The sequence below is a fragment of the Citrobacter sp. EC_71 genome, assembly GCF_019584005.1.
Classification (GTDB): domain Bacteria; phylum Pseudomonadota; class Gammaproteobacteria; order Enterobacterales; family Enterobacteriaceae; genus Citrobacter; species Citrobacter werkmanii.
Genome location: NZ_VDAY01000020.1, coordinates 21991 through 40821 on the forward strand (window position 1 = coordinate 21991; position 18831 = coordinate 40821).

Consider the following 18831-nt stretch of genomic DNA (forward strand, 5'->3'; position numbering starts at 1 on the left):
CCTGTCCCTGAGTTAGTCGTCGCCTTTGAGTTTTTTACGCTCAACGTACAGCGCTGCCGCTTCACGAACGAAAGCCGCACAGATCTTTGCCTGATAACGATTTTCGAGATCGTCAGCGATAGCCATCAGCTCATCTTTAGTAGAGCGATACGGGCGTAGTGCGTTGTAGATCTCCAGGATGCGATCATCAGGTACAGCGGTTAGCTCTGCGGCGCGCTCAAAGTTCATCGCCAGCCTGTCACGCCCGGCATCTTTGGCGATTTCCGCCTGCAGGCGCAGCGTTTCAGGCGTGATGCGCATGTCCTGTGCCGTCACCTTGTTGCTCAGAACATTTTCGAGCGTGAAGTCATCCAGAGTTTTATTGGTCGCGGTTTTTACCCACTCAGGATGTTTATTCGCGAGAGGGTAATCCGTGACTTTCGCGGTATGTGCTGATGAACTTGCCGCAACCAGAGTAGCGGACTCGCTTTGCAGGCTGTTCATCCGGCTCAGCACATCCCGAACCATCGATTCAATTGCGTCGGTATTCATGGAGTTATCCTTTATCAAAGCGCCACGCGCAGTTCCTGCGGGTTTTTGCCCGTCACGACGTATTTGGTCTCTTTAATATGCAGAATGGCCGATTTCGCCTGGTACTTAGGTCGGGCCATCTGGTCATTCAGCGTAGGGACCGGTTGCGGAGATTCACGCTTGGCATAACGCGCGGCGTTTTTACCGATCTGACGATAGGTTTCCAGCGTCAGAAGCGGCGCCTGAGGGAACAGTTCCAGATTAGAAAGCGGCGGTAACCCCTGCTGGTGGATAACCGTGGTACCTTTTGACTGGATGCCGATAGAGATCCCGGAACCGCTCAGACGGTTGCCTTCCACGGCGACAAACGCGACATCAGAGGATTTAAAGCAGCGGATAACGCGTGCTTTAATGCCTTCCTCTTCAATCCCGGCAATCACTTCGCGCAAGATATTCTTATGCGGGATCCCGACGATATTGACAGTTTGTGAGAGCCCGAACGCCGGACCTACGGCAATAATCACTTCGTCCTGCTGCTGACCTTGTTTAGCTTCGCCAATCTCGGTCAGAAAACTGTCGGCCTGTACCGCTGTGGTCTGTGGCGCGCTTGCCGCTGACGATGTGCGGAATGAGACGGGTTTGTCGCTGGTCTGCATTTCAGACAGTACGTCTTCAATTATCTGGCGCAGCAGCTTTTCATTGATTTCCATTTTTCACCCCTTAGCCAAGTTCGTTGGGATCAAGTGCGCCAGGGATGTTTTTGATCTCTTCCCAGCGTTCGCCTTGCAGGCGATAACCTGTTGCCGGACCGGCATAGTCATTGACGTCATTTACTGCGGATAGCACCTGTCCGTCGCCAACGATAATGGCGGAGGTATGCAGATAATCCCCGGTTAACTTGGCTTTCTGGATGTTGAGCATGTCCTGAGCGACATCGGTAAACCCGCCCTGAGCAAGCGCTTTTACCACTTCCAGGCCGTTACGGTTTTTATTGATAATCTCTTGTGCGAACTTGATGTCTTCCACGATGTTGCGCTCCGGCATATCTTTCGAACCGTGGGCGTAGGTCGCAGCCTCCACTTCTTCATCCGTGATTGGTGGTAATCCCATCCCGGCAAATACTGCCTGTAGCGCACGCGCCGCTTTGTTACGAATGGCGATAACATCTTCTTCTCGAACTGGACGCAGACCGCCGTCCACTTTCAGGTCGCGCTGGATAACGTTGTAGTCATCAAAGTCTTCCGCATCTTCGTTGGAACCGGCGAACATGTTGTCGTAGTTCGGTACCGCGGAATAACCGGAAGAGATGAAGTCAGTACCTGGCAGGAACTGCATCAGCAGACGCGCGGTACGACGCATATCCGAGTGGGTAAAGGTCTGGTCGTTGCTGGAGGCGCATTCCAGATCCAGAGAAGAACAGATTAGGTTTTCGGCCAGAACCGCACGAATACCGGACGGTACGGCGGAAGGCACGCCGATGCAGCTTACTGAGCCGTTCTGCAAACCCTGCACGCCAGCGGCTTTGGTGATGTAAATGCAGCGTGCTTCCAGATAAAGCATTGATTTACCTTCGGCGTAACCCATCTGAACTTCTGAGCCAGAGCCGGAGGTAAAGCGCATTTTCAGGCCGCGAGAGGCGTAGGAAGAGGCGAGGAAGCCTTTCGACCATGGCGTGTCGTCGCCGTCGGTAAAGACGGGTTCTGTACCATAGACGGAGATAGTTTCCGCGTAGCATGTGTGGCCCAGCATGCCGAGCTTAAGTTCGGTCGCTTCTTCCAGCGAGCACTGAGTTAACACGCCAGGGCGCCCAACCTGTGAACCGACTAACAGGGCAATGGCGTTAAATGGCGCGTAGCGTGCGACGGCAACGGTCGTTTCCTGTTCGTCAAATCCGCGCCATGCGCCTTCTGCGGCGTCTGCGGCAATCTGTACCGGGTTATCTTTAACGTTAGTGACGTGCGCCTGTTGAGACGGAGTACGACGAGCACGCATTTTCTGCATGGCCATCATCATCTCGACGACGTTCATATGGGACACCACTTCGACAATTTTAGCTGGTGTCATTGCGGTGGTCAGCGGCACGATATCTTTGCGCTTCACGTTAGGGTCGCAAAGCATATTGGCTAGTTTGACCGAGTCCATTGCCATGACTTCTTCAGCGCGCGCCAGGTTAATGCCGTAGCGGGCAATGAAATGGTCAATTAAGTCAAATTCACTGGCGGATTTGCCATCCAGTTCAGTCACTGTACCGTTGACGATTTTAATCGATGGTTTAGGGTCGTTCGGGCTTTCCATCGCAATGAAGCCTTCTTCGATCCACTCCTTAACGAAACCATCCTGATTCACAGGGCGTTTCGCCAGTGCTTCAAATCTTTTCGATCTCATGAATCAGCCTCACTGATATCAGATATAGGACGGACGATCGTTTTTCGGCTCTGAGCCGAGGGTCCCGAGTACGGTTTTACCAATTTCACGGGCGGAGATAACGGCCTGACGAACTGCGCCGGAATCACCTGAGATGACCAGAATGGCTTCGTTGCTGAAGCTGGTGCCATGGGCCGGGGAGCTGTAGGCTACAACTTCCACATTGGCGGATTTCAGCGCAGTATCAGCCATCAGGACACCTACGGAGGCTGGTGCACCGACAATCACACCACAGGCACGGCCAATCGGTGCGCCAAAGGCTTTTTCCAGCGCGTAGCTGGCGCGGGCGGTGTATTGCATCTCGATGTGACCGGCTTCGTTCGCATAAACATCGCCAAAGGTGCGATCCAGCTCTTTCAGCGCAACCTCAATTCCGCGTTTCACGTCGGAAACATCGTTGCCGCCGAGGATAATCAGCGAGCCGTGGCCCGCGCCGCCTTTGGTATCTCGTGGTAATTCAATACTGACGACTTCCGTATTTGTTGCTTTTACCGCTTCATCGGCGGCCATAATGTGCGGACCCGCGCCAGTACGGGCGCCAAGGATGCCAATGGAGCGATAACGTTTTTCAAGTTTCATCGCGTCCAGTAAGGCGCTGTCTACGTTGGCGATTACCAGACCGACGGTGTCGCCAATCGCGGTACCGACAAACTCCGTTAAACTGCAGCTTTTCTCTGCCATAGCCGTTTCTCGTGTTGGGTGATTATTTTCAGGGATAGCCTGCTGTTCTGGGGTTGCCACGCGAGCAATCACCTGCGCCATGATCTGTTCAACCAGCTCATTGCTGCTCATTAGCTAATTCCCTTCGGTAAGATTTTTTCTACATCGGTATGAGGGCGCGGGATAACGTGTACGGCTTTCACTTCTCCCACATTACGGGCTGCGGCGGCGCCGGCATCTGTTGCTGCTTTGACTGCGCCGACATCGCCGCGGACAATAACGGTTACCAGCCCCGAACCAATTTTTTCGTAGCCGACCAGCATTACATTGGCTGACTTCACCATTGCATCTGCGGCCTCTATGGCTGCAGTTAAGCCTTTGGTTTCTACCATTCCTAACGCTTCTTGTTGCATAAAGACCTCGCCTGGGTTGTCCCGATATTCATGACTATAAAAAGAAGCGAGGAAAAAGAATGGCTGAGTTGAAAGTATGAATGAAAAAATAGTGAGGTTATGGTGATATAAAATTGCTATGTTTTATTTTATCTTTTTGTTTTTAATGGTTATTTTTTATTTTAATAATATGAATATTTGGTTATGTTAATTCCATATTTACACTTTTGTTAGTGACATTAAAAATGGCATTTGCTATGCGGAAAAATGAAAATGTGATGATTGTCTGAAAACATAATTCTGCCAATAGCAATATTTTATCGTTTCACAAATGTACCACTAATAGTGGATTTTCCTGTGTTCTCGCCTGTTTTAATAAAAGTGATAGCAAGAATTTGCTATCTCAGCACGATTTTGAGGGGCATGCCGCCTTCAGATTGCCAACATTTTGCCGATACGGCTTTTTATAGTAAGCCTTGAAGTATTCTACGTACCAGCAAGGAGTCCGCTGGTAAAGACACGAACTCTGCTTAGAAGGTGTCACAATGAACGATTCACTAAAAGCGCAATGCATTGCTGAGTTTTTGGGTACCGGGCTGTTTTTGTTTTTTGGCATCGGATGCCTGAGCGCACTTAAAGTCGCGGGCGCCAGTTTGGGATTATGGGAGATCTGCATCATATGGGGGTTGGGGATCTCGCTTGCCGTTTACCTGACAGCGGGGATTTCTGGCGCGCATCTCAATCCTGCAATCACCATCGCCCTGTGGTTATTTGCCTGTTTTCCGGGGCGCAAAGTTGTGCCATACACCGTAGCGCAGGTTGCGGGTGCCTTTGGCGGCGCGTTGCTAGCCTATCTGCTGTACGGAAGTCTATTTACCGAGTATGAGTCTGCCCATCAAATGGTGCGTGGCAGCCTTGAAAGCCTGCAACTGGCCAGTATTTTTAGTACTTATCCAGCGGCGGCGCTCAGCGTCTGGCAGGCTGCGCTGGTTGAAGTGGTGATCACTTCCATTCTGATGGGCATGATCATGGCACTTACCGATGACGGTAATGGCGTCCCCAGAGGGCCATTGGCGCCTTTATTGATTGGCATTCTGGTGGCTGTTCTCGGTGCATCTACCGGGCCTCTCACCGGATTTGCGATGAACCCGGCACGTGATTTCGGTCCAAAATTATTTGCATGGATGGCCGGGTGGGGAGATGTGGCGATGACCGGCGGGCGTGATATCCCTTATTTCATCGTACCGATTGTGGCCCCCATCATCGGTGCGTGCGCAGGCGCAGCAATTTATCGTTATTTTATTGGCAAAAATTTACCGTGTAATACGTGTAAACTGGAGGAAAATGAGAGCTAGCTTCACGGAAGATGTTTATTTTTAAAGCGTAAAAACTGTTTTCGTGATCCGGTTTCCTGAACCGCTGAAAAAGTCTCCCCACAATGGGAGACTTTTGTTATGTTCGATGATGACTTTCATCAGCGCCCAGGAAAGCGAGATGAAACTGGATGTGTAAATAGTATGTTTTATTTATAACAATAAATTAACTGAGAGGTTTTATCATGATTTCTGCGAGTGCCCTGAACTCAGAACTCATTAATAAAATCGCACAGGATTTTGCGCAGGCCACCAGTCTGGCTGTTGTGGTTGTCAATATTCACGGTGATGAAATTTCTGAGCTTTTTAATTTCACCCCTTTTTGTCAGTTGATGCGCCAGCATCCTCAGCACAGTACCCGTTGTCGTATGAGCGATCGCTGTGGCGGGCTGGAAGCTTCAAAATCCGATCAACCCTGCATCTATCGCTGCCACGCGGGGCTTACCGACTTCTCAATTCCGCTGGTAATTGCGGGTCACCTGGTTGGGTTCGTATTGTGTGGTCAGGTGCGTTTAAGTAACGATGTCGGCCTGGTGGATATCCTGAACGTCGATGACCGCTGGCAAGCCGATCCCGAACTGCTCAGTGAATTTCGTAATGTGCCGGAGATGGACTATTCGCGCGTTATCGCCTCGGCGGATCTGCTAAAGCTCATCGTGGAAAATTGCCTTAAAAAACAACTAAATTTTGTGGTTATCAAAGACAACCCGCAGCAGGCAGAGCCAGTACGCGCCAACCGAACGCCGAATCCTCACGACAGCAAAATGAAAAAAGCGCTGCGCTATATTGATGCGCATTTGTCAGATGAGTTACGCCTGGAAGATGTTGCGTCTCATGTTTACCTTAGCCCTTACTATTTCAGTAAATTGTTCAAAAAATATCAGGGTATCGGGTTTAACGCCTGGGTAAATCAACAGCGAATGGCGAGTGCCAAAGAGTTGCTCTGTCATAGTGACTGGAGCATAGCCAGCATTGCGCGTAATTTAGGCTTTTCACAAACCAGCTATTTCTGCAAAGTATTCCGCCAGACGTATCAGGTTACGCCGCAGGCATTTCGCCAGCAAATAAATGTCATTTCACGCGGTGAGTCCGCTTAAATAGCAATATTTTGCTATTGCCGATTTTTGATATCGGGCGCTATGTCAGTAATTATAAAATGAAAAGTAACAACAGCAGTCAATAAATTGTCATAGCGCAACAAAATAATAGTATTAGAGGGATAAACTGCACCAGTTTTTATTTTTGTGATGAGATACAGTGTCTGCATGCCTGACTTTCTTTATTCTTTGCAGACACTTTCATTCAAAATGTGAACATGTGAATAAGTGGGTTTATGCCAGATAATTGGCTGAATGAACCCGGAAAGATATTAAATTGAATTATTGTCATGAGGTCGTGAATTTACCTCATAACAGGGAGCTTAATTACGGCTCCTGAACTGACAGGTTTGCCACATTTGTGGTAGGGAAGGGGGTGAGAATCCCCCGCAGCCCCCGCTGCTGTGATGCTGACGACCCCGTATGGACCACTGATCGCAAGATTGGGAAGGACGGGTGAGGATGACGCTAAGCCAGAAGACCTGCCTGTCAGTGACTACCAACAACTTCGGTGGGAAGTGGGTGGTTCAGATGCATACAGTCGAGAGACTGGGTATCTCTACACCCCTACCACCCTGAACAGGATCAGGGTATGGCGGCCAATTTTCACGCATTTGTTCTTGCAGGTACCGGAAGCGGCTGTGGTAAAACCACGGTGACGCTGGGCTTGTTGAGCTTGTTGAAAAAACGCGGTTTACGCGTCCAGCCTTGCAAAGTGGGGCCTGATTACCTTGATACCGGCTGGCATACAGCGGTATGCGGTACCGCTTCCCGCAATCTTGATAGCTTCATGCTTCCCGCTTCCACTCTGAATGCTTTATTCCGCGAGCAGATGCAACATGCCGATATCGCCGTGATTGAAGGCGTGATGGGGTTGTATGACGGTTATGGTACCGACCCGAACTACTGCAGTACCGCCGCGATGGCCAAACAGTTAGGTTGCCCGGTCATCTTACTGGTTGATGGTAAAGCTGTTTCCACCTCGATAGCCGCAACGGTAATGGGGTTTCAGCATTTTGATCCCACGCTGAACATCGCCGGGGTGATCGTTAATCGGGTCAACAGCGAAACGCATTATCAGTTGCTGAAGGTGGCGATTGAGCGTTACTGTTCCGTTCCTGTATTAGGCTACGTTCCCCGTATGGAAGGCGTTGCGCTTCCGGAGCGTCATCTGGGGCTGGTTACTGCGCGTGAGTCTGTTATCAATCAGCAGCCGTGGCAGGCCTTTGCCGCGACGCTGGAGCAGACGCTGGATATCGATGCTCTACTGAAATTAAGCCAGCTAAACACCCTCCCTGCGGGTGAATGGCCTACGCTTCCCGATACTGATGCCGGAGAAGGGCTAACGCTTGCTATCGCTGATGACGAAGCGTTCAACTTTTATTACCCGGACAATATTACTTTGCTTGAACGCACGGGGCTGAAGATTGTCCGTTTTAGCCCGTTGCACGACACCTGTTTACCTGATTGTCAGATGATCTGGCTGGGTGGCGGATACCCTGAGTTACATGCTGCGGCTCTGGCCCGCAATGTCCCGATGCTTAAGCAATTGCGAGCCGCACATCACCGCGGCGTGGCGATTTACGCCGAGTGCGGTGGGCTGATGTATCTCGGCAGTTCGCTGGAGGACAGCCACGGTGATAGCTGGTTGATGGCGGATATCATTCCCGGTCACAGCAAAATGGGGAAACGTCTGACCCGATTTGGCTACTGCGAGGCGCAGGCCGCGCAGCAAACCTTGTTAGCTGCAGAAGGCGAAGTGCTGCGCGGGCATGAATTTCACTACTCAGATTTTATTCCTGAAACTCCCGCGGTGATGCACTGTCGCAAAGTGCGCGATGGCAAAACGTTGCAGACCTGGTCCGGCGGCTGGCAGGTGGGTAACACTTTCGCCAGCTATCTACACGTTCATTTTGCTCAACGTCCGCAGATGCTTAACCATTGGTTGGCAGCCGCGAGGAGCGCGCTATGACGATCCTTGCGTGGTGTGTTGCCTGGCTGCTTGATTTTATTATCGGCGATCCGCAGAACTGGTCGCATCCGGTGCGCTGGATTGGCAATCTGATTTCTGCCATGCAGCGAGTCGTACGGCGCTACTGCCATAGCGATCGTGCGTTGCGCATTGGTGGCGCGGTGATGTGGGTAGTGGTGGTTGGCCTGACCTGGACTGTCTCCTGGGGCGTACTGGCGCTGGCGCACTCTATTCATCCCTGGCTTGGATGGATGGTGGAGGTTTGGATGATCTTTACCGTGCTTGCTGGGCGCTGTCTGGCGAACGCCGCGCAGGATGTCGAACGTCCGTTGCGTGCCGGTAACCTTGCCGCAAGTCGGGAAAAGTTATCTTGGATCGTGGGTCGCGATACCTCGCAATTACAACCTCAGCAGATCAATCGTGCCGTGGTGGAAACCGTGGCCGAAAACACCGTTGATGGCATCATCGCGCCGCTGTTTTTCCTTCTTCTCGGCGGCGCGCCTTTGGCGATGGCCTACAAAGCGGTAAATACCCTTGACTCCATGGTGGGTTACAAACATGAAAAATACCGCGCTATCGGTATGGTCAGCGCGCGTCTGGATGATGTCGCAAATTATATTCCTGCGAGACTGAGCTGGCTGCTGCTGGGCGTGGCTGCATTTTTATGCCGTCAGGACGGTTCGCGTGCTTTGCAGATCGGCTGGCGCGATCGCTACAACCACAGCAGCCCAAACTGTGCGTGGTCGGAGGCCTCAGTTGCCGGGGCATTAGGCATTCGTCTGGGTGGCCCTAATGACTACTTTGGCGAGCGCGTTGAGAAACCGTGGATCGGTGATGCGCAACGCGACATTTCGGTAGACGACATTTCCCATACGATTCGATTGATGTGGGTGGCATCGACGCTGGCACTGGCGCTGTTTATCGCGCTGCGGTGGCTGCTGGTCGGTGTAGCCTGAGGACAACACTATGCAATATATCCAGCAACCCCAGGCTATTGAGGCCAAAAGTTTCGACATTATTGGCGAGATTATCCGTGAAACCCGCCCGGACTATCAGTTTGCCAGTCCGTTGCATGAAGCCATTATCAAGCGGGTCATTCACACCACGGCGGATTTCGACTGGCTGGACATTCTGTGGTTTTCCAGTGATGTGTTGGAGCAGTTCTGCGCGGCGCTTAGCCGTTCGAGCGTAATTTATACCGATACCACGATGGCCCTTTCCGGGATCAATAAAACGCTGTTGGCAAAATTTGGCGGCGAGTGCCGCTGCTATATCAGCGATCCACGGGTCGTACGAACGGCAAAAGAGCAGGGGATCACCCGTTCAATGGCGGCTGTCGATATTGCGGTGAAAGAAGAGGGGGAAAAGCTGTTTGTCTTTGGCAATGCGCCGACAGCGCTGTTCCGTCTGCTTGAGCATGATGTTGCCGTCAGCGGTGTGGTTGGTGTACCGGTCGGGTTCGTGGGTGCTGAGGAGTCGAAAGATGCGCTGACCCAAAGCAACCTCCCGGCCATTGCTGCGTTAGGACGTAAAGGGGGAAGTAACGTCGCCGCTGCTATCGTCAACGCCATGCTTTATCACATGCAGGGGGCGCGATGAGCGAGGCCTTCGATACGCCGGTGTGGCACAACGGTAAAGCGCTGCGTAAAGGATATACCACGGGATCGTGCGCGACGGCGGCTGCAAAAGTGGCGGCGCTGATGGTATTGCGCCAGCACCTGATCCATCAGGTTTCCATCGTGACGCCTTCCGGGGTGACGCTGTGCCTGAACGTCGAATCGCCGCATATCGAAGGGCAGCAGGCGATAGCCGCGATCCGTAAAGACGGTGGCGATGATGTCGATGCCACGCATGGGATGCTGATTTTTGCCCGCGTGACGTTAGATGATAGTGGCGTGATCGCCTTACAGGGCGGAGAAGGAGTCGGTACGGTAACCCGCAAAGGGATCGGCCTCCCGGTGGGGAGTTCGGCGATTAACCGGACACCTCGCCAGACCATTGAGTCTGCGGTACGTGAGGCGATTGGTCCAAATCGTGGGGCGCAGATTGAGATCTTCGCGCCGGAAGGCGAAGAGCGGGCGCAAAAAACCTACAACTCGCGTCTCGGCATTCTGGGCGGTATTTCGATTATTGGCACCACGGGTATCGTCACGCCAATGTCGGAAGAGAGCTGGAAACGTTCGCTGTCGCTGGAGCTGGAAATTAAACGTGCGGCGGGTCTGGATCGCGTGGTACTGGTGCCGGGAAACCACGGTGAACGTTTTGTGCGCGAGCAGATGGGCATCGACACGCAGGTTGTGGTCACTATGAGCAACTTTGTCGGCTACATGATTGAAGAAGCCGTCCGTCTGGGATTTCGGCAAATCGTGCTGGTGGGACATCCCGGGAAACTTATCAAAATCGCGGCGGGGATCTTCCATACCCACAGCCATATTGCCGATGCGCGCATGGAAACGCTGGTGGCCCATCTCGCGTTGCTTGGCGCACCGCTGGAACTGCTGAGGCTGGTCAGCGACTGCGATACTACCGAAGCGGCGATGGAACACATCGACGCGTACGGCTTTCAGCATATTTATAACCATCTGGCGAAGCGTATCTGTATGCGCGTTCTGCAAACGTTGCGCTTTACCAAAAATCCCCCGACCTGCGACGCCATCATGTTCTCGTTTGACAATCAGGTGCTTGGCAGTAATCGCCCGATCGCTGAAATTGCTGAGGAGATGCAATGTTAACCGTTGTGGGAATGGGACCCGCGGGTTTGCATTTGATGACGCCTGCGGCGCGTGAAGCGGTCGCAACGGCTGATGTGCTGGTCGGCGGAAAGCGGCATTTGCAGCAATTCCCGGATTTTACCGGTGAGCGGTTTGCTCTTGGCGCCAATATTGCGGAGCTCCTGAACTGGGTAACTGCGCACCAGGATAAGCATGTCGTCGTGCTGGCGTCTGGCGATCCGTTGTTCTACGGCATTGGGACGCGCATGGTGGCGCATTTTGGCATCGGGCAGGTACGCATTATTCCCGGTATTAGCGCGGTGCAGTATCTGTGCGCGCAGTCCGGTATCGATATGAACGATATGTGGCTGACCAGTAGCCACGGGCGCAGCGTCTGTTTCGATGAGCTGGCCCTACATAACAAGGTGGGGATGGTAACAGATGCGTTGTGCGGCCCACGTGAAATCGCACAGCAGCTAATCACTCGAGGCAAGGGGCATCGCTGGATGGTTATTGGCGAAAACCTGGCGATGGAAAACGAGCGGATCCATGTCCTGCCTGTGAGTGAAATTAACGCCGACTATGACATGAATGCAGTGGTGATCCTTGATGAAAGATGAGCTGTTTCTGCGTGGAGAAAAGGTGCCGATGACCAAAGAAGCGGTACGTGCACTTGCCCTCTCAAAACTTGAATTACACCGTGCCAGTCATCTGATTGATATTGGGGCGGGAACTGGCAGCGTGTCGATAGAAGCGGCGCTGCAATATCCCGGATTGCGCGTGACGGCAATCGAACGTAACCCGGCGGCGCTCAGGCTGCTGGATGAAAATCGCCAGCATTTTGCCTGCGCAAATATCGACATTTTTCCCGGCGTTGCGCCAATGACCATCGCCGAAAAAGCCGATGCCATTTTTATGGGTGGCAGCGGTGGGCATCTGACCGATCTCATTGACTGGTCGATGCGTCAACTGCATCCCGCCGGGCGGCTGGTCATGACGTTTATCCTCCAGGAAAACCTCAACACCGCGTTGGTTCATCTGGACCATCTGGGCGTACAGGGAGCGGATTGCCTGCAGCTACAGGTTTCCTCGCTTACCACGCTTGGCAGTGGTCATTATTTCAAACCGAATAACCCCGTATTTGTTATCGCCTGTCAGAAGGAAGGAAACCATGTCTGAGATTTTTGATCCCCGTAGCGTGTGGTTCGTTGGCGCAGGTCCTGGCGATCGCGAGCTGATTACCCTCAAAGGTTACCGTTTGCTACAACAGGCGCAGGTGGTTATCTACGCTGGATCGCTGATTAACACCGAACTGCTGGAATATTGTCCCGCCGATGCTGAATGCCACGACAGCGCTGAACTGCATCTGGAGCAGATCCTCGATCTGATGGAAGCTGGCGTGAAGGCTGGCAAGACCGTGGTGCGTCTGCAAACTGGCGATGTCTCACTGTACGGTTCCGTCCGCGAGCAGGGCGAGGAACTGACCAAACGCGGGATCGACTGGCAGGTGGTGCCCGGCGTCAGCGCCTTCCTCGGTGCGGCGGCAGAACTCGGCGTGGAGTACACCGTGCCTGAAGTCTCACAAAGCCTGATCATTACCCGTCTGGAAGGGCGTACGCCGGTCCCCGAGCGCGAACAGCTGGAGTCGTTTGCCAGTCACCAGACATCTATGGCGATTTATCTGTCCGTCCAGCGTATTCATCGGGTGGCCGAGCGTTTAATTGAAGGCGGTTATCCGGCGACCACGCCAGTGGCGGTGATCTACAAAGCGACCTGGCCGGAAAGCCAGACCGTGCGCGGTACCCTGGCGGATATTGGCGACAAGGTGCGCGATGCGGGCATCCGCAAAACGGCCCTGATTCTGGTCGGTAATTTCCTGGGCTCGGAGTATCACTACTCCAAACTCTATGCGGCGGACTTTAGCCATGAATACCGTAAAGCCTGAGTCAATTGCGCTTTTTTGCCTGACGCCAGGTGGCGTTGTGCTGGCGAAACGTCTGGCGGCTATGCTGCCGGTCACCTGTTTTACCAGTGAAAAGCTGCTGGAGGAGGGGTTTATTCCCTTTGAAAACGGCTTTGCCAATACCGCCCGTGATGCGTTTATGAACTACTCGGCGCTGATTTTTATCGGGGCGACCGGCATTGCGGTTCGCGTGCTGGCTCCGCTGGTCAACGATAAATTTTGCGATCCGGCGGTGGTGGTCATTGATGAACGTGCCCAGCATGTCATCAGCCTGCTTTCCGGTCACGCGGGGGGCGCGAATGCGCTGGCGCGTTATCTGGCAGGCATGTTGGGGGCCGACCCGGTAATCACCACGGCGACGGATGTCAACGATATGGCGGCCCTGGATACACTGGCATTCCAGTTGAATGCGCGGATGAGCGATTTCCGTTCGGCGGTGAAGATCGTTAATCAGATGCTGGTCAGCAACAAACGGGTTGGCCTGTGGTGGGATGATGAACTGACCCAGGATGTCAGCCATTGTGATCGCCGTGGTTTTATCACGGTAACCGATCTCAATCAGCTTCCCGAACTGGATGCGCTGGTGTGTATCACCTTACGCACCAATTTACCCGATCTGCCTGTTCCGCACTGGAAGCTGGTGCCGCAGCGGGTTGTGGCTGGAATTGGTTGTCGCCGCGACACACCGTTCCCGCTGCTTGCTGCGCTGCTTGCCCGCCAACTTGAAGCCCAGCAGCTCGATCCGTTGGCACTAAAAGCCATTGGTAGTATCACGCTGAAAAAGGATGAGCAGGGCCTCATCCAGTTGGCCTCGTGCTGCCGCGTGCCTTTCGAAACCTTTACCGCTGACGCGCTGCGTGAGCATGAACACCGTTTTCCGGCCTCATCGTTTGTTCGCAAAACGGTGGGGACAGGAAGCGTTTCTGGTCCTGCAGCCTGGCTGCTGAGCCACGGACAACTGTTAGGCGAGACCCTGCGAGAACAGGGCGTCACTATCACTTTGGGAGTTTCACACTGATGTTAAGCGTAATTGGAATTGGCCCTGGCTCGCAGGCAATGATGACCATGGAAGCCGTTGAAGCTTTGCAGGCAGCGGAAATTATCGTTGGCTATAAAACCTACACCCATCTGGTAAAGGCTTTCACGGGCGATAAGCAGGTGATCAAAACCGGAATGTGCAAAGAGATTGAACGCTGTCAGGCGGCAATCGAACTGGCGCAGGCGGGTCACAATGTGGCACTCATCAGCAGCGGTGATGCGGGGATTTACGGTATGGCCGGGCTGGTGCTGGAGCTGGTCAGTAAGCAAAAGCTGGATGTTGAGGTCAGACTGATCCCAGGCATGACTGCCAGCATTGCCGCCGCCTCTTTGCTGGGCGCACCGTTGATGCACGACTTCTGCCACATCAGCTTAAGCGATCTGCTAACGCCATGGCCGGTTATCGAAAAACGCATTGTTGCCGCTGGTGAAGCCGACTTTGTTATCTGTTTCTACAACCCACGCAGTCGGGGTCGCGAAGGACACCTGGCGCGCGCATTTGAGCTGCTTTCAGCCAGCAAGAGCGCGCAAACGCCGGTCGGTATTGTGAAGTCAGCCGGACGTAAAAAGCAGGAAAAATGGCTGACCACCTTGGGTGAAATGGACTTTGAGCCGGTTGATATGACCAGTCTGGTGATCGTTGGCAACAAAACAACCTACGTGCAGGACGGCCTGATGATCACGCCACGAGGTTATGTGCTGTGAATTACGGTGACGTGTTGGTCATGGGCGGTACCAGCGATGCGCGCATGCTGTGCCAGCAACTGGATGCGGCAAACGTGGCCTACACCCTGTCAGTTGCGACCCCGACGGGGAAGCAGCTGGCGGGAGACATCAAAGGTCAGGTGCGCTGCGGACGTCTGGAACGCGAGCAAATGATAGCCTGGCTGCAGGAAAATCGGACGCGCTGGGTGATCGACGCCTCGCATCCGTATGCCGAGGTGGTGAGCCGCAACATCATGAGCGCTTGTGAAGCCGCGGGCGTACTGCTGAGCCGCTATCAGCGTCCTGAACAGTTGAGTGGTTTAACCCACCCGCATCTGCATACCGTGCAGAGTATTCAGCAAGCCTGCGAGGTGGCGCGACGCTTCGGTAAACGCGTGTTGCTCACCACCGGCAGTAAAGATCTGGCCATCTGGCGCGAAGGGTTGCCTGAAAAAACGCTGCTGGCGCGCGTTCTGCCTGTACCTGAGGTCATTCAGCAATGCGCTGATCTGGGCTTTGGCGTCGGTGAGATCTTCGCCTTGTGCGGACCGTTTAGCGCCGAGTTCAACGCCGCGTTTTATCGTCAGTGTCAGGCTGATGTGGTGATCACCAAAGCATCCGGTGCGGAAGGTGGTTATCAGGAAAAAGTTCAACCCTGTCTGGATGCCGGTATCCCCTGCATCGTGATTACACGTCCGGCACCGTTGGTGACGGGAGAAGAGTTACTGGAAAGTCAGGCCGCATTTGGGGCGCGTTTAACGCGCTGGCTGGCCGCTGCTTAAGGAGTTAGAGATGAAAAAGGCGCTTCTGGTGGTCAGCTTTGGCACCAGCTATCACGACACTTGTGAGAAAAATATTGTGGCCTGTGAGCGCGATCTCGCGGCCAGTTGCCCGGATCGTGACCTGTTCCGGGCGTTTACCTCTGGGATGATTATCCGCAAGCTCAAGCAGCGTGATGGCATTGATATCGACACGCCGCTGCAGGCGCTGCAAAAGCTGGCGGAGCAGGGGTATCAGGATGTGGCTATTCAGTCACTGCACATCATCAACGGCGATGAATACGAAAAAATTGTCCGCGAAGTGCAAAGTATGCGTCCGCTGTTTTCTCGCCTGACGCTCGGCGTACCGCTGCTGAGCAGCCATGAAGATTACGCCCAGCTGATGCTGGCGCTGCAACAGCAGATGCCGCCGCTTGGCGAAAAGGAAAAAGTGGTGTTTATGGGGCACGGCGCCAGCCATCATGCCTTTGCCGCTTATGCCTGTCTCGACCATATGATGACGGCGCAGCGCTACCCGGCGCGGGTCGGCGCGGTGGAAAGCTACCCGGAAGTAGATGTGTTAATTGAGAGTTTGTCTCAGGAAGGGGTGACGGCGGTGCATCTGATGCCGCTGATGTTAGTTGCTGGCGACCATGCCATCAATGATATGGCCTCCGACGAAGACGATTCGTGGAAGACATTGTTTAATGCGGCCGGGATACGGGCTACGCCGTGGCTCAGTGGGTTGGGTGAGAATCCGGCGGTGCGCGCCATGTTTGTGGCGCATTTGCAGCAGGCGCTGAATGTGGCGCTGGAGGAAGCGGCATGAGCGGCAAACTGTACGCGTTAAGCACCGGGCCAGGCGCTTCCGATCTCATCACCGTGCGTGCCGCACGCACGCTGGGTCAGCTCGATATTCTCTATGCGCCTGCCGGGCGGAAAGGCGGCGATAGCCTGGCGCTGTCAATCGTGCGGGAGTATATCGGCGAGCAGACCGAAGTCCGCTGCTGCCATTTTCCTATGAGTGCCGACAGTGCTGAAAAAGAGGCAGTCTGGGATGAGGTTGCTGCCGCGCTGGTTCAGGAAGTGGAGGCCGGTAAACAGGTTGGTTTTATTACCCTTGGTGATGCCATGCTGTTCAGTACCTGGGTCTTTTTACTCCAGCGTATTGGCTGTCCTGACTGGTTGGAAATCGTTCCGGGCGTGACCTCTTTCGCCGCGATTGCCGCGCGCTCAAAAACGCCGCTCGCTATGGAGCAACAGTCGCTGGCGGTGGTCTCCTGTACCGCGCCGGAAGCGGAAATCCAGCAGGCGCTAAAGCAGCATGACAGCCTGGTACTAATGAAGGTGTACGGTCGTTTTGCGCGCATCAAAGCATTGCTGCAACAAGAGGGCTTGTTGAATTGCGCATTGATGATGTCTGAAGCCACGCTGCCTGGTGAGCAGTGCTGGCGTCATCTCAACGAAGTCAGCGACGACCAGCCGCTGCCTTATTTCTCGACCATTCTGGTTAATAAACAGTGGGAGTATGCACAATGAAGCTTGAACAACAGCTAAAACAGCTGTCTTTCAGCGGGTTGGCTGCGGCGCTATTACTGATGATTGTCCCTGAGCAAGCGTTCGCCATGCACATTATGGAAGGCTTCTTGCCGCCAATGTGGGCGCTGGCCTGGTGGCTGCTGTTTTTACCTTGCCTGTGGTACGGATTAGTGCGCTTGCGTCAAATCGTCCAGGAAGACAGCCACCAAAAAGTGTTATTGGCCCTGTGCGGCGCGTTTATTTTTGTGCTGTCGGCGCTGAAAATTCCTTCCGTTACCGGAAGCTGCTCGCATCCGACCGGTGTCGGCCTGGCGGTTATCCTGTTCGGACCGGGTGTGGTCGCTATTCTCGGTGCGATAGTCCTGCTGTTCCAGGCCTTGCTGCTGGCGCACGGCGGTTTAACGACGCTCGGGGCCAACGGCATGTCGATGGCGGTGATTGGCCCGGTAGTGGGTTACATGGTGTGGAAAATGGCCTGCCGAGCGGGGCTACGCCGGGATGTCTGCGTCTTCCTGTGTGCCATGTTGGCGGATCTCGTCACCTATTTTGTTACTTCTGTTCAGTTGGGCGTTGCGTTCCCGGATCCGTCCGCTGGCGCAGTGGGGTCGATTGTGAAATTCATGGGCATTTTCTGCCTGACGCAGATCCCAATCGCGATTGCGGAAGGTCTCCTCACCGTAATGATTTATGACCAGCTAACCAAACGACAGTTGATAACCGCACAAGGACATTAACGATGAAAAAGACGCTGATTTTGTTAGGCATGGTGGTGGCGCTGGTGATCCTGCCGTTCTTTATCAACCACGGTGGAGAGTACGGTGGTTCAGACGGTGAGGCGGAAAGCCAGATTCAGGCTATCGCCCCGCATTATGAGCCGTGGTTCCAGCCGTTGTACGAACCGGCAAGTGGCGAAATTGAAAGCCTGCTGTTTACGCTCCAGGGGTCGCTGGGCGCAGCCGTAATTTTCTACATTCTGGGTTACACCAAGGGCAGACAACGCCGTGATGACCGGGCTTGACAGGCTTAGCTATCAAAGCCGCTGGTTTCATGTCTCACCGGTGCGGAAATTTCTGCTCTGGCTGCTGATGATGATTCTGGCGTTCACCCTGCCCCCGCTGGGGCAGGGTATTGAGCTGTTACTGATTGCCGCGCTGAGCTGCTGGCTGCTGCGCATTTCCTTCTGGCGTTGGTGCCGCTGGATGGCATTGCCGTTTGGTTTTCTGACGGTTGGTGTTGTGACCATCCTGTTTAGTTTTAGCCGCGATCCGCAAACCCTGCTGGCCAGTATCCCCGTAGGAAGCTATTGGTTAGGCGTGAGCGCGCCAGGCTTGGTCACTGCCAATGAAACCTTCTGGCGCAGCCTTGCAGCGCTGGCGGCAACCTTCTGGTTAGTGCTGAATCTGCCGTTTCCGCAGTTGATTATTTTACTCAAACGCGCACACGTTCCTCGCCTGCTGACTGAACAGATCCTGCTGACCTGGCGGTTTATTTTTATCCTGTTAGATGAGGCGCTGGCTATTCATCGCGCGCAAACGCTGCGTTTTGGTTATCGTAGCTTACCGTTGGGCTACCGTTCGCTGGCAATGCTGGTGGGACTGTTATTTACCCGTGTGTTGATCCGCTACCAGCAAATGACCACCACCCTGGATATCAAACTGTATCAAGGTGATTTTCACCTGTAAGGAAAAG

22 protein-coding genes and 1 riboswitch are annotated in these 18831 nt (G+C 53.8%); of the genes, 17 read left to right on the forward strand and 5 right to left on the reverse strand.

Features of this window, described 5'->3' with window-relative positions; translation table 11 throughout:
• Positions 1–12 precede the first annotated feature (12 nt).
• Genes pduE through pduA form a run of 5 tightly spaced genes read right to left on the reverse strand, consistent with a single transcriptional unit; the run spans position 13 to position 4007 of the window.
• On the reverse strand, positions 13–531 hold the full coding sequence (gene pduE, locus FHD02_RS18890) for a propanediol dehydratase small subunit PduE (RefSeq protein WP_220394196.1): 519 nt from the start codon (positions 529–531) through the stop codon (positions 13–15).
• Between the two features lie 14 nt (positions 532–545).
• Positions 546–1220, reverse strand: a complete 675-nt coding sequence (gene pduD / locus FHD02_RS18895; RefSeq protein WP_042307579.1) for a propanediol dehydratase medium subunit PduD — start codon at positions 1218–1220, stop codon at positions 546–548.
• Positions 1221–1230: 10 nt separating this feature from the next.
• A complete protein-coding gene (gene pduC / locus FHD02_RS18900) occupies positions 1231–2895 on the reverse strand; it encodes a propanediol dehydratase large subunit PduC (protein WP_042307581.1) in 1665 nt (554 codons plus the stop codon).
• Positions 2896–2913: 18 nt separating this feature from the next.
• On the reverse strand, positions 2914–3726 hold the full coding sequence (pduB, locus tag FHD02_RS18905) for a propanediol utilization microcompartment protein PduB (RefSeq protein ID WP_003030252.1): 813 nt from the start codon (positions 3724–3726) through the stop codon (positions 2914–2916).
• A complete protein-coding gene (gene pduA, locus FHD02_RS18910; RefSeq protein WP_003030255.1) occupies positions 3726–4007 on the reverse strand; it encodes a propanediol utilization microcompartment protein PduA in 282 nt (93 codons plus the stop codon). The genes pduB and pduA overlap by 1 nt, the downstream gene beginning before the upstream one ends.
• A 524-nt stretch (positions 4008–4531) precedes the next feature.
• On the opposite strand from pduA, the gene pduF reads away from it, so the two are divergent.
• From pduF to FHD02_RS18995, 17 genes are all read left to right on the forward strand, one after another.
• On the forward strand, positions 4532–5341 hold the full coding sequence (gene pduF / locus FHD02_RS18915; protein ID WP_087855993.1) for a propanediol diffusion facilitator PduF: 810 nt from the start codon (positions 4532–4534) through the stop codon (positions 5339–5341).
• Between the two features lie 203 nt (positions 5342–5544).
• Positions 5545–6456, forward strand: coding sequence for a regulatory protein PocR (gene pocR / locus FHD02_RS18920; RefSeq protein ID WP_006683984.1), 912 nt, complete (start codon positions 5545–5547; stop codon positions 6454–6456).
• 329 nt (positions 6457–6785) lie between these two features.
• A riboswitch (cobalamin riboswitch) is annotated at positions 6786–6961 on the forward strand.
• Positions 6962–7048: 87 nt separating this feature from the next.
• The gene (locus tag FHD02_RS18925) at positions 7049–8428 is read left to right on the forward strand and encodes a cobyrinate a,c-diamide synthase (RefSeq protein WP_085047977.1); all 1380 of its coding nucleotides are present in this window, start codon (positions 7049–7051) and stop codon (positions 8426–8428) included.
• Positions 8425–9384, forward strand: a complete 960-nt coding sequence (gene cbiB, locus FHD02_RS18930) for an adenosylcobinamide-phosphate synthase CbiB (RefSeq protein WP_137360870.1) — start codon at positions 8425–8427, stop codon at positions 9382–9384. The genes FHD02_RS18925 and cbiB overlap by 4 nt, the downstream gene beginning before the upstream one ends.
• Before the next feature lie 10 nt (positions 9385–9394).
• Positions 9395–10027, forward strand: a complete 633-nt coding sequence (locus FHD02_RS18935) for a cobalt-precorrin-8 methylmutase (RefSeq protein WP_008785140.1) — start codon at positions 9395–9397, stop codon at positions 10025–10027.
• A complete protein-coding gene (cbiD, locus tag FHD02_RS18940; RefSeq protein WP_137360871.1) occupies positions 10024–11160 on the forward strand; it encodes a cobalt-precorrin-5B (C(1))-methyltransferase CbiD in 1137 nt (378 codons plus the stop codon). Before FHD02_RS18935 ends, cbiD begins: the two co-directional genes overlap by 4 nt.
• Positions 11154–11759, forward strand: coding sequence for a cobalt-precorrin-7 (C(5))-methyltransferase (locus tag FHD02_RS18945; RefSeq protein WP_137360872.1), 606 nt, complete (start codon positions 11154–11156; stop codon positions 11757–11759). The genes cbiD and FHD02_RS18945 overlap by 7 nt, the downstream gene beginning before the upstream one ends.
• Entirely contained in the window at positions 11749–12318 is a 570-nt protein-coding gene (locus tag FHD02_RS18950) for a decarboxylating cobalt-precorrin-6B (C(15))-methyltransferase (RefSeq protein WP_137360873.1), read from the forward strand. Before FHD02_RS18945 ends, FHD02_RS18950 begins: the two co-directional genes overlap by 11 nt.
• A complete protein-coding gene (locus FHD02_RS18955) occupies positions 12311–13084 on the forward strand; it encodes a cobalt-precorrin-4 methyltransferase (RefSeq protein WP_042307599.1) in 774 nt (257 codons plus the stop codon). The genes FHD02_RS18950 and FHD02_RS18955 overlap by 8 nt, the downstream gene beginning before the upstream one ends.
• Positions 13065–14120 carry a cobalt-precorrin 5A hydrolase gene (gene cbiG, locus FHD02_RS18960; RefSeq protein WP_042307600.1) on the forward strand — a complete coding sequence of 352 codons (1056 nt, stop codon included), beginning with the start codon at positions 13065–13067 and terminating at the stop codon, positions 14118–14120. Before FHD02_RS18955 ends, cbiG begins: the two co-directional genes overlap by 20 nt.
• Positions 14120–14845: a precorrin-3B C(17)-methyltransferase gene (locus tag FHD02_RS18965; protein ID WP_003030278.1), complete on the forward strand. Its 726-nt coding sequence runs from the start codon at positions 14120–14122 to the stop codon at positions 14843–14845. Before cbiG ends, FHD02_RS18965 begins: the two co-directional genes overlap by 1 nt.
• Positions 14842–15627, forward strand: a complete 786-nt coding sequence (locus FHD02_RS18970) for a cobalt-precorrin-6A reductase (protein ID WP_137360874.1) — start codon at positions 14842–14844, stop codon at positions 15625–15627. Before FHD02_RS18965 ends, FHD02_RS18970 begins: the two co-directional genes overlap by 4 nt.
• 10 nt (positions 15628–15637) lie before the next feature.
• Positions 15638–16432, forward strand: a complete 795-nt coding sequence (locus FHD02_RS18975) for a sirohydrochlorin cobaltochelatase (protein ID WP_042307607.1) — start codon at positions 15638–15640, stop codon at positions 16430–16432.
• On the forward strand, positions 16429–17142 hold the full coding sequence (locus FHD02_RS18980) for a cobalt-factor II C(20)-methyltransferase (protein ID WP_038641643.1): 714 nt from the start codon (positions 16429–16431) through the stop codon (positions 17140–17142). The genes FHD02_RS18975 and FHD02_RS18980 overlap by 4 nt, the downstream gene beginning before the upstream one ends.
• On the forward strand, positions 17139–17876 hold the full coding sequence (gene cbiM / locus FHD02_RS18985; RefSeq protein WP_061381969.1) for a cobalt ECF transporter S component CbiM: 738 nt from the start codon (positions 17139–17141) through the stop codon (positions 17874–17876). The genes FHD02_RS18980 and cbiM overlap by 4 nt, the downstream gene beginning before the upstream one ends.
• A gap of 2 nt (positions 17877–17878) precedes the next feature.
• Positions 17879–18160, forward strand: a complete 282-nt coding sequence (locus tag FHD02_RS18990; protein ID WP_006683999.1) for an energy-coupling factor ABC transporter substrate-binding protein — start codon at positions 17879–17881, stop codon at positions 18158–18160.
• A complete protein-coding gene (locus tag FHD02_RS18995; RefSeq protein ID WP_137360896.1) occupies positions 18147–18824 on the forward strand; it encodes an energy-coupling factor ABC transporter transmembrane protein in 678 nt (225 codons plus the stop codon). Before FHD02_RS18990 ends, FHD02_RS18995 begins: the two co-directional genes overlap by 14 nt.
• Positions 18825–18831: the final 7 nt, after the last annotated feature.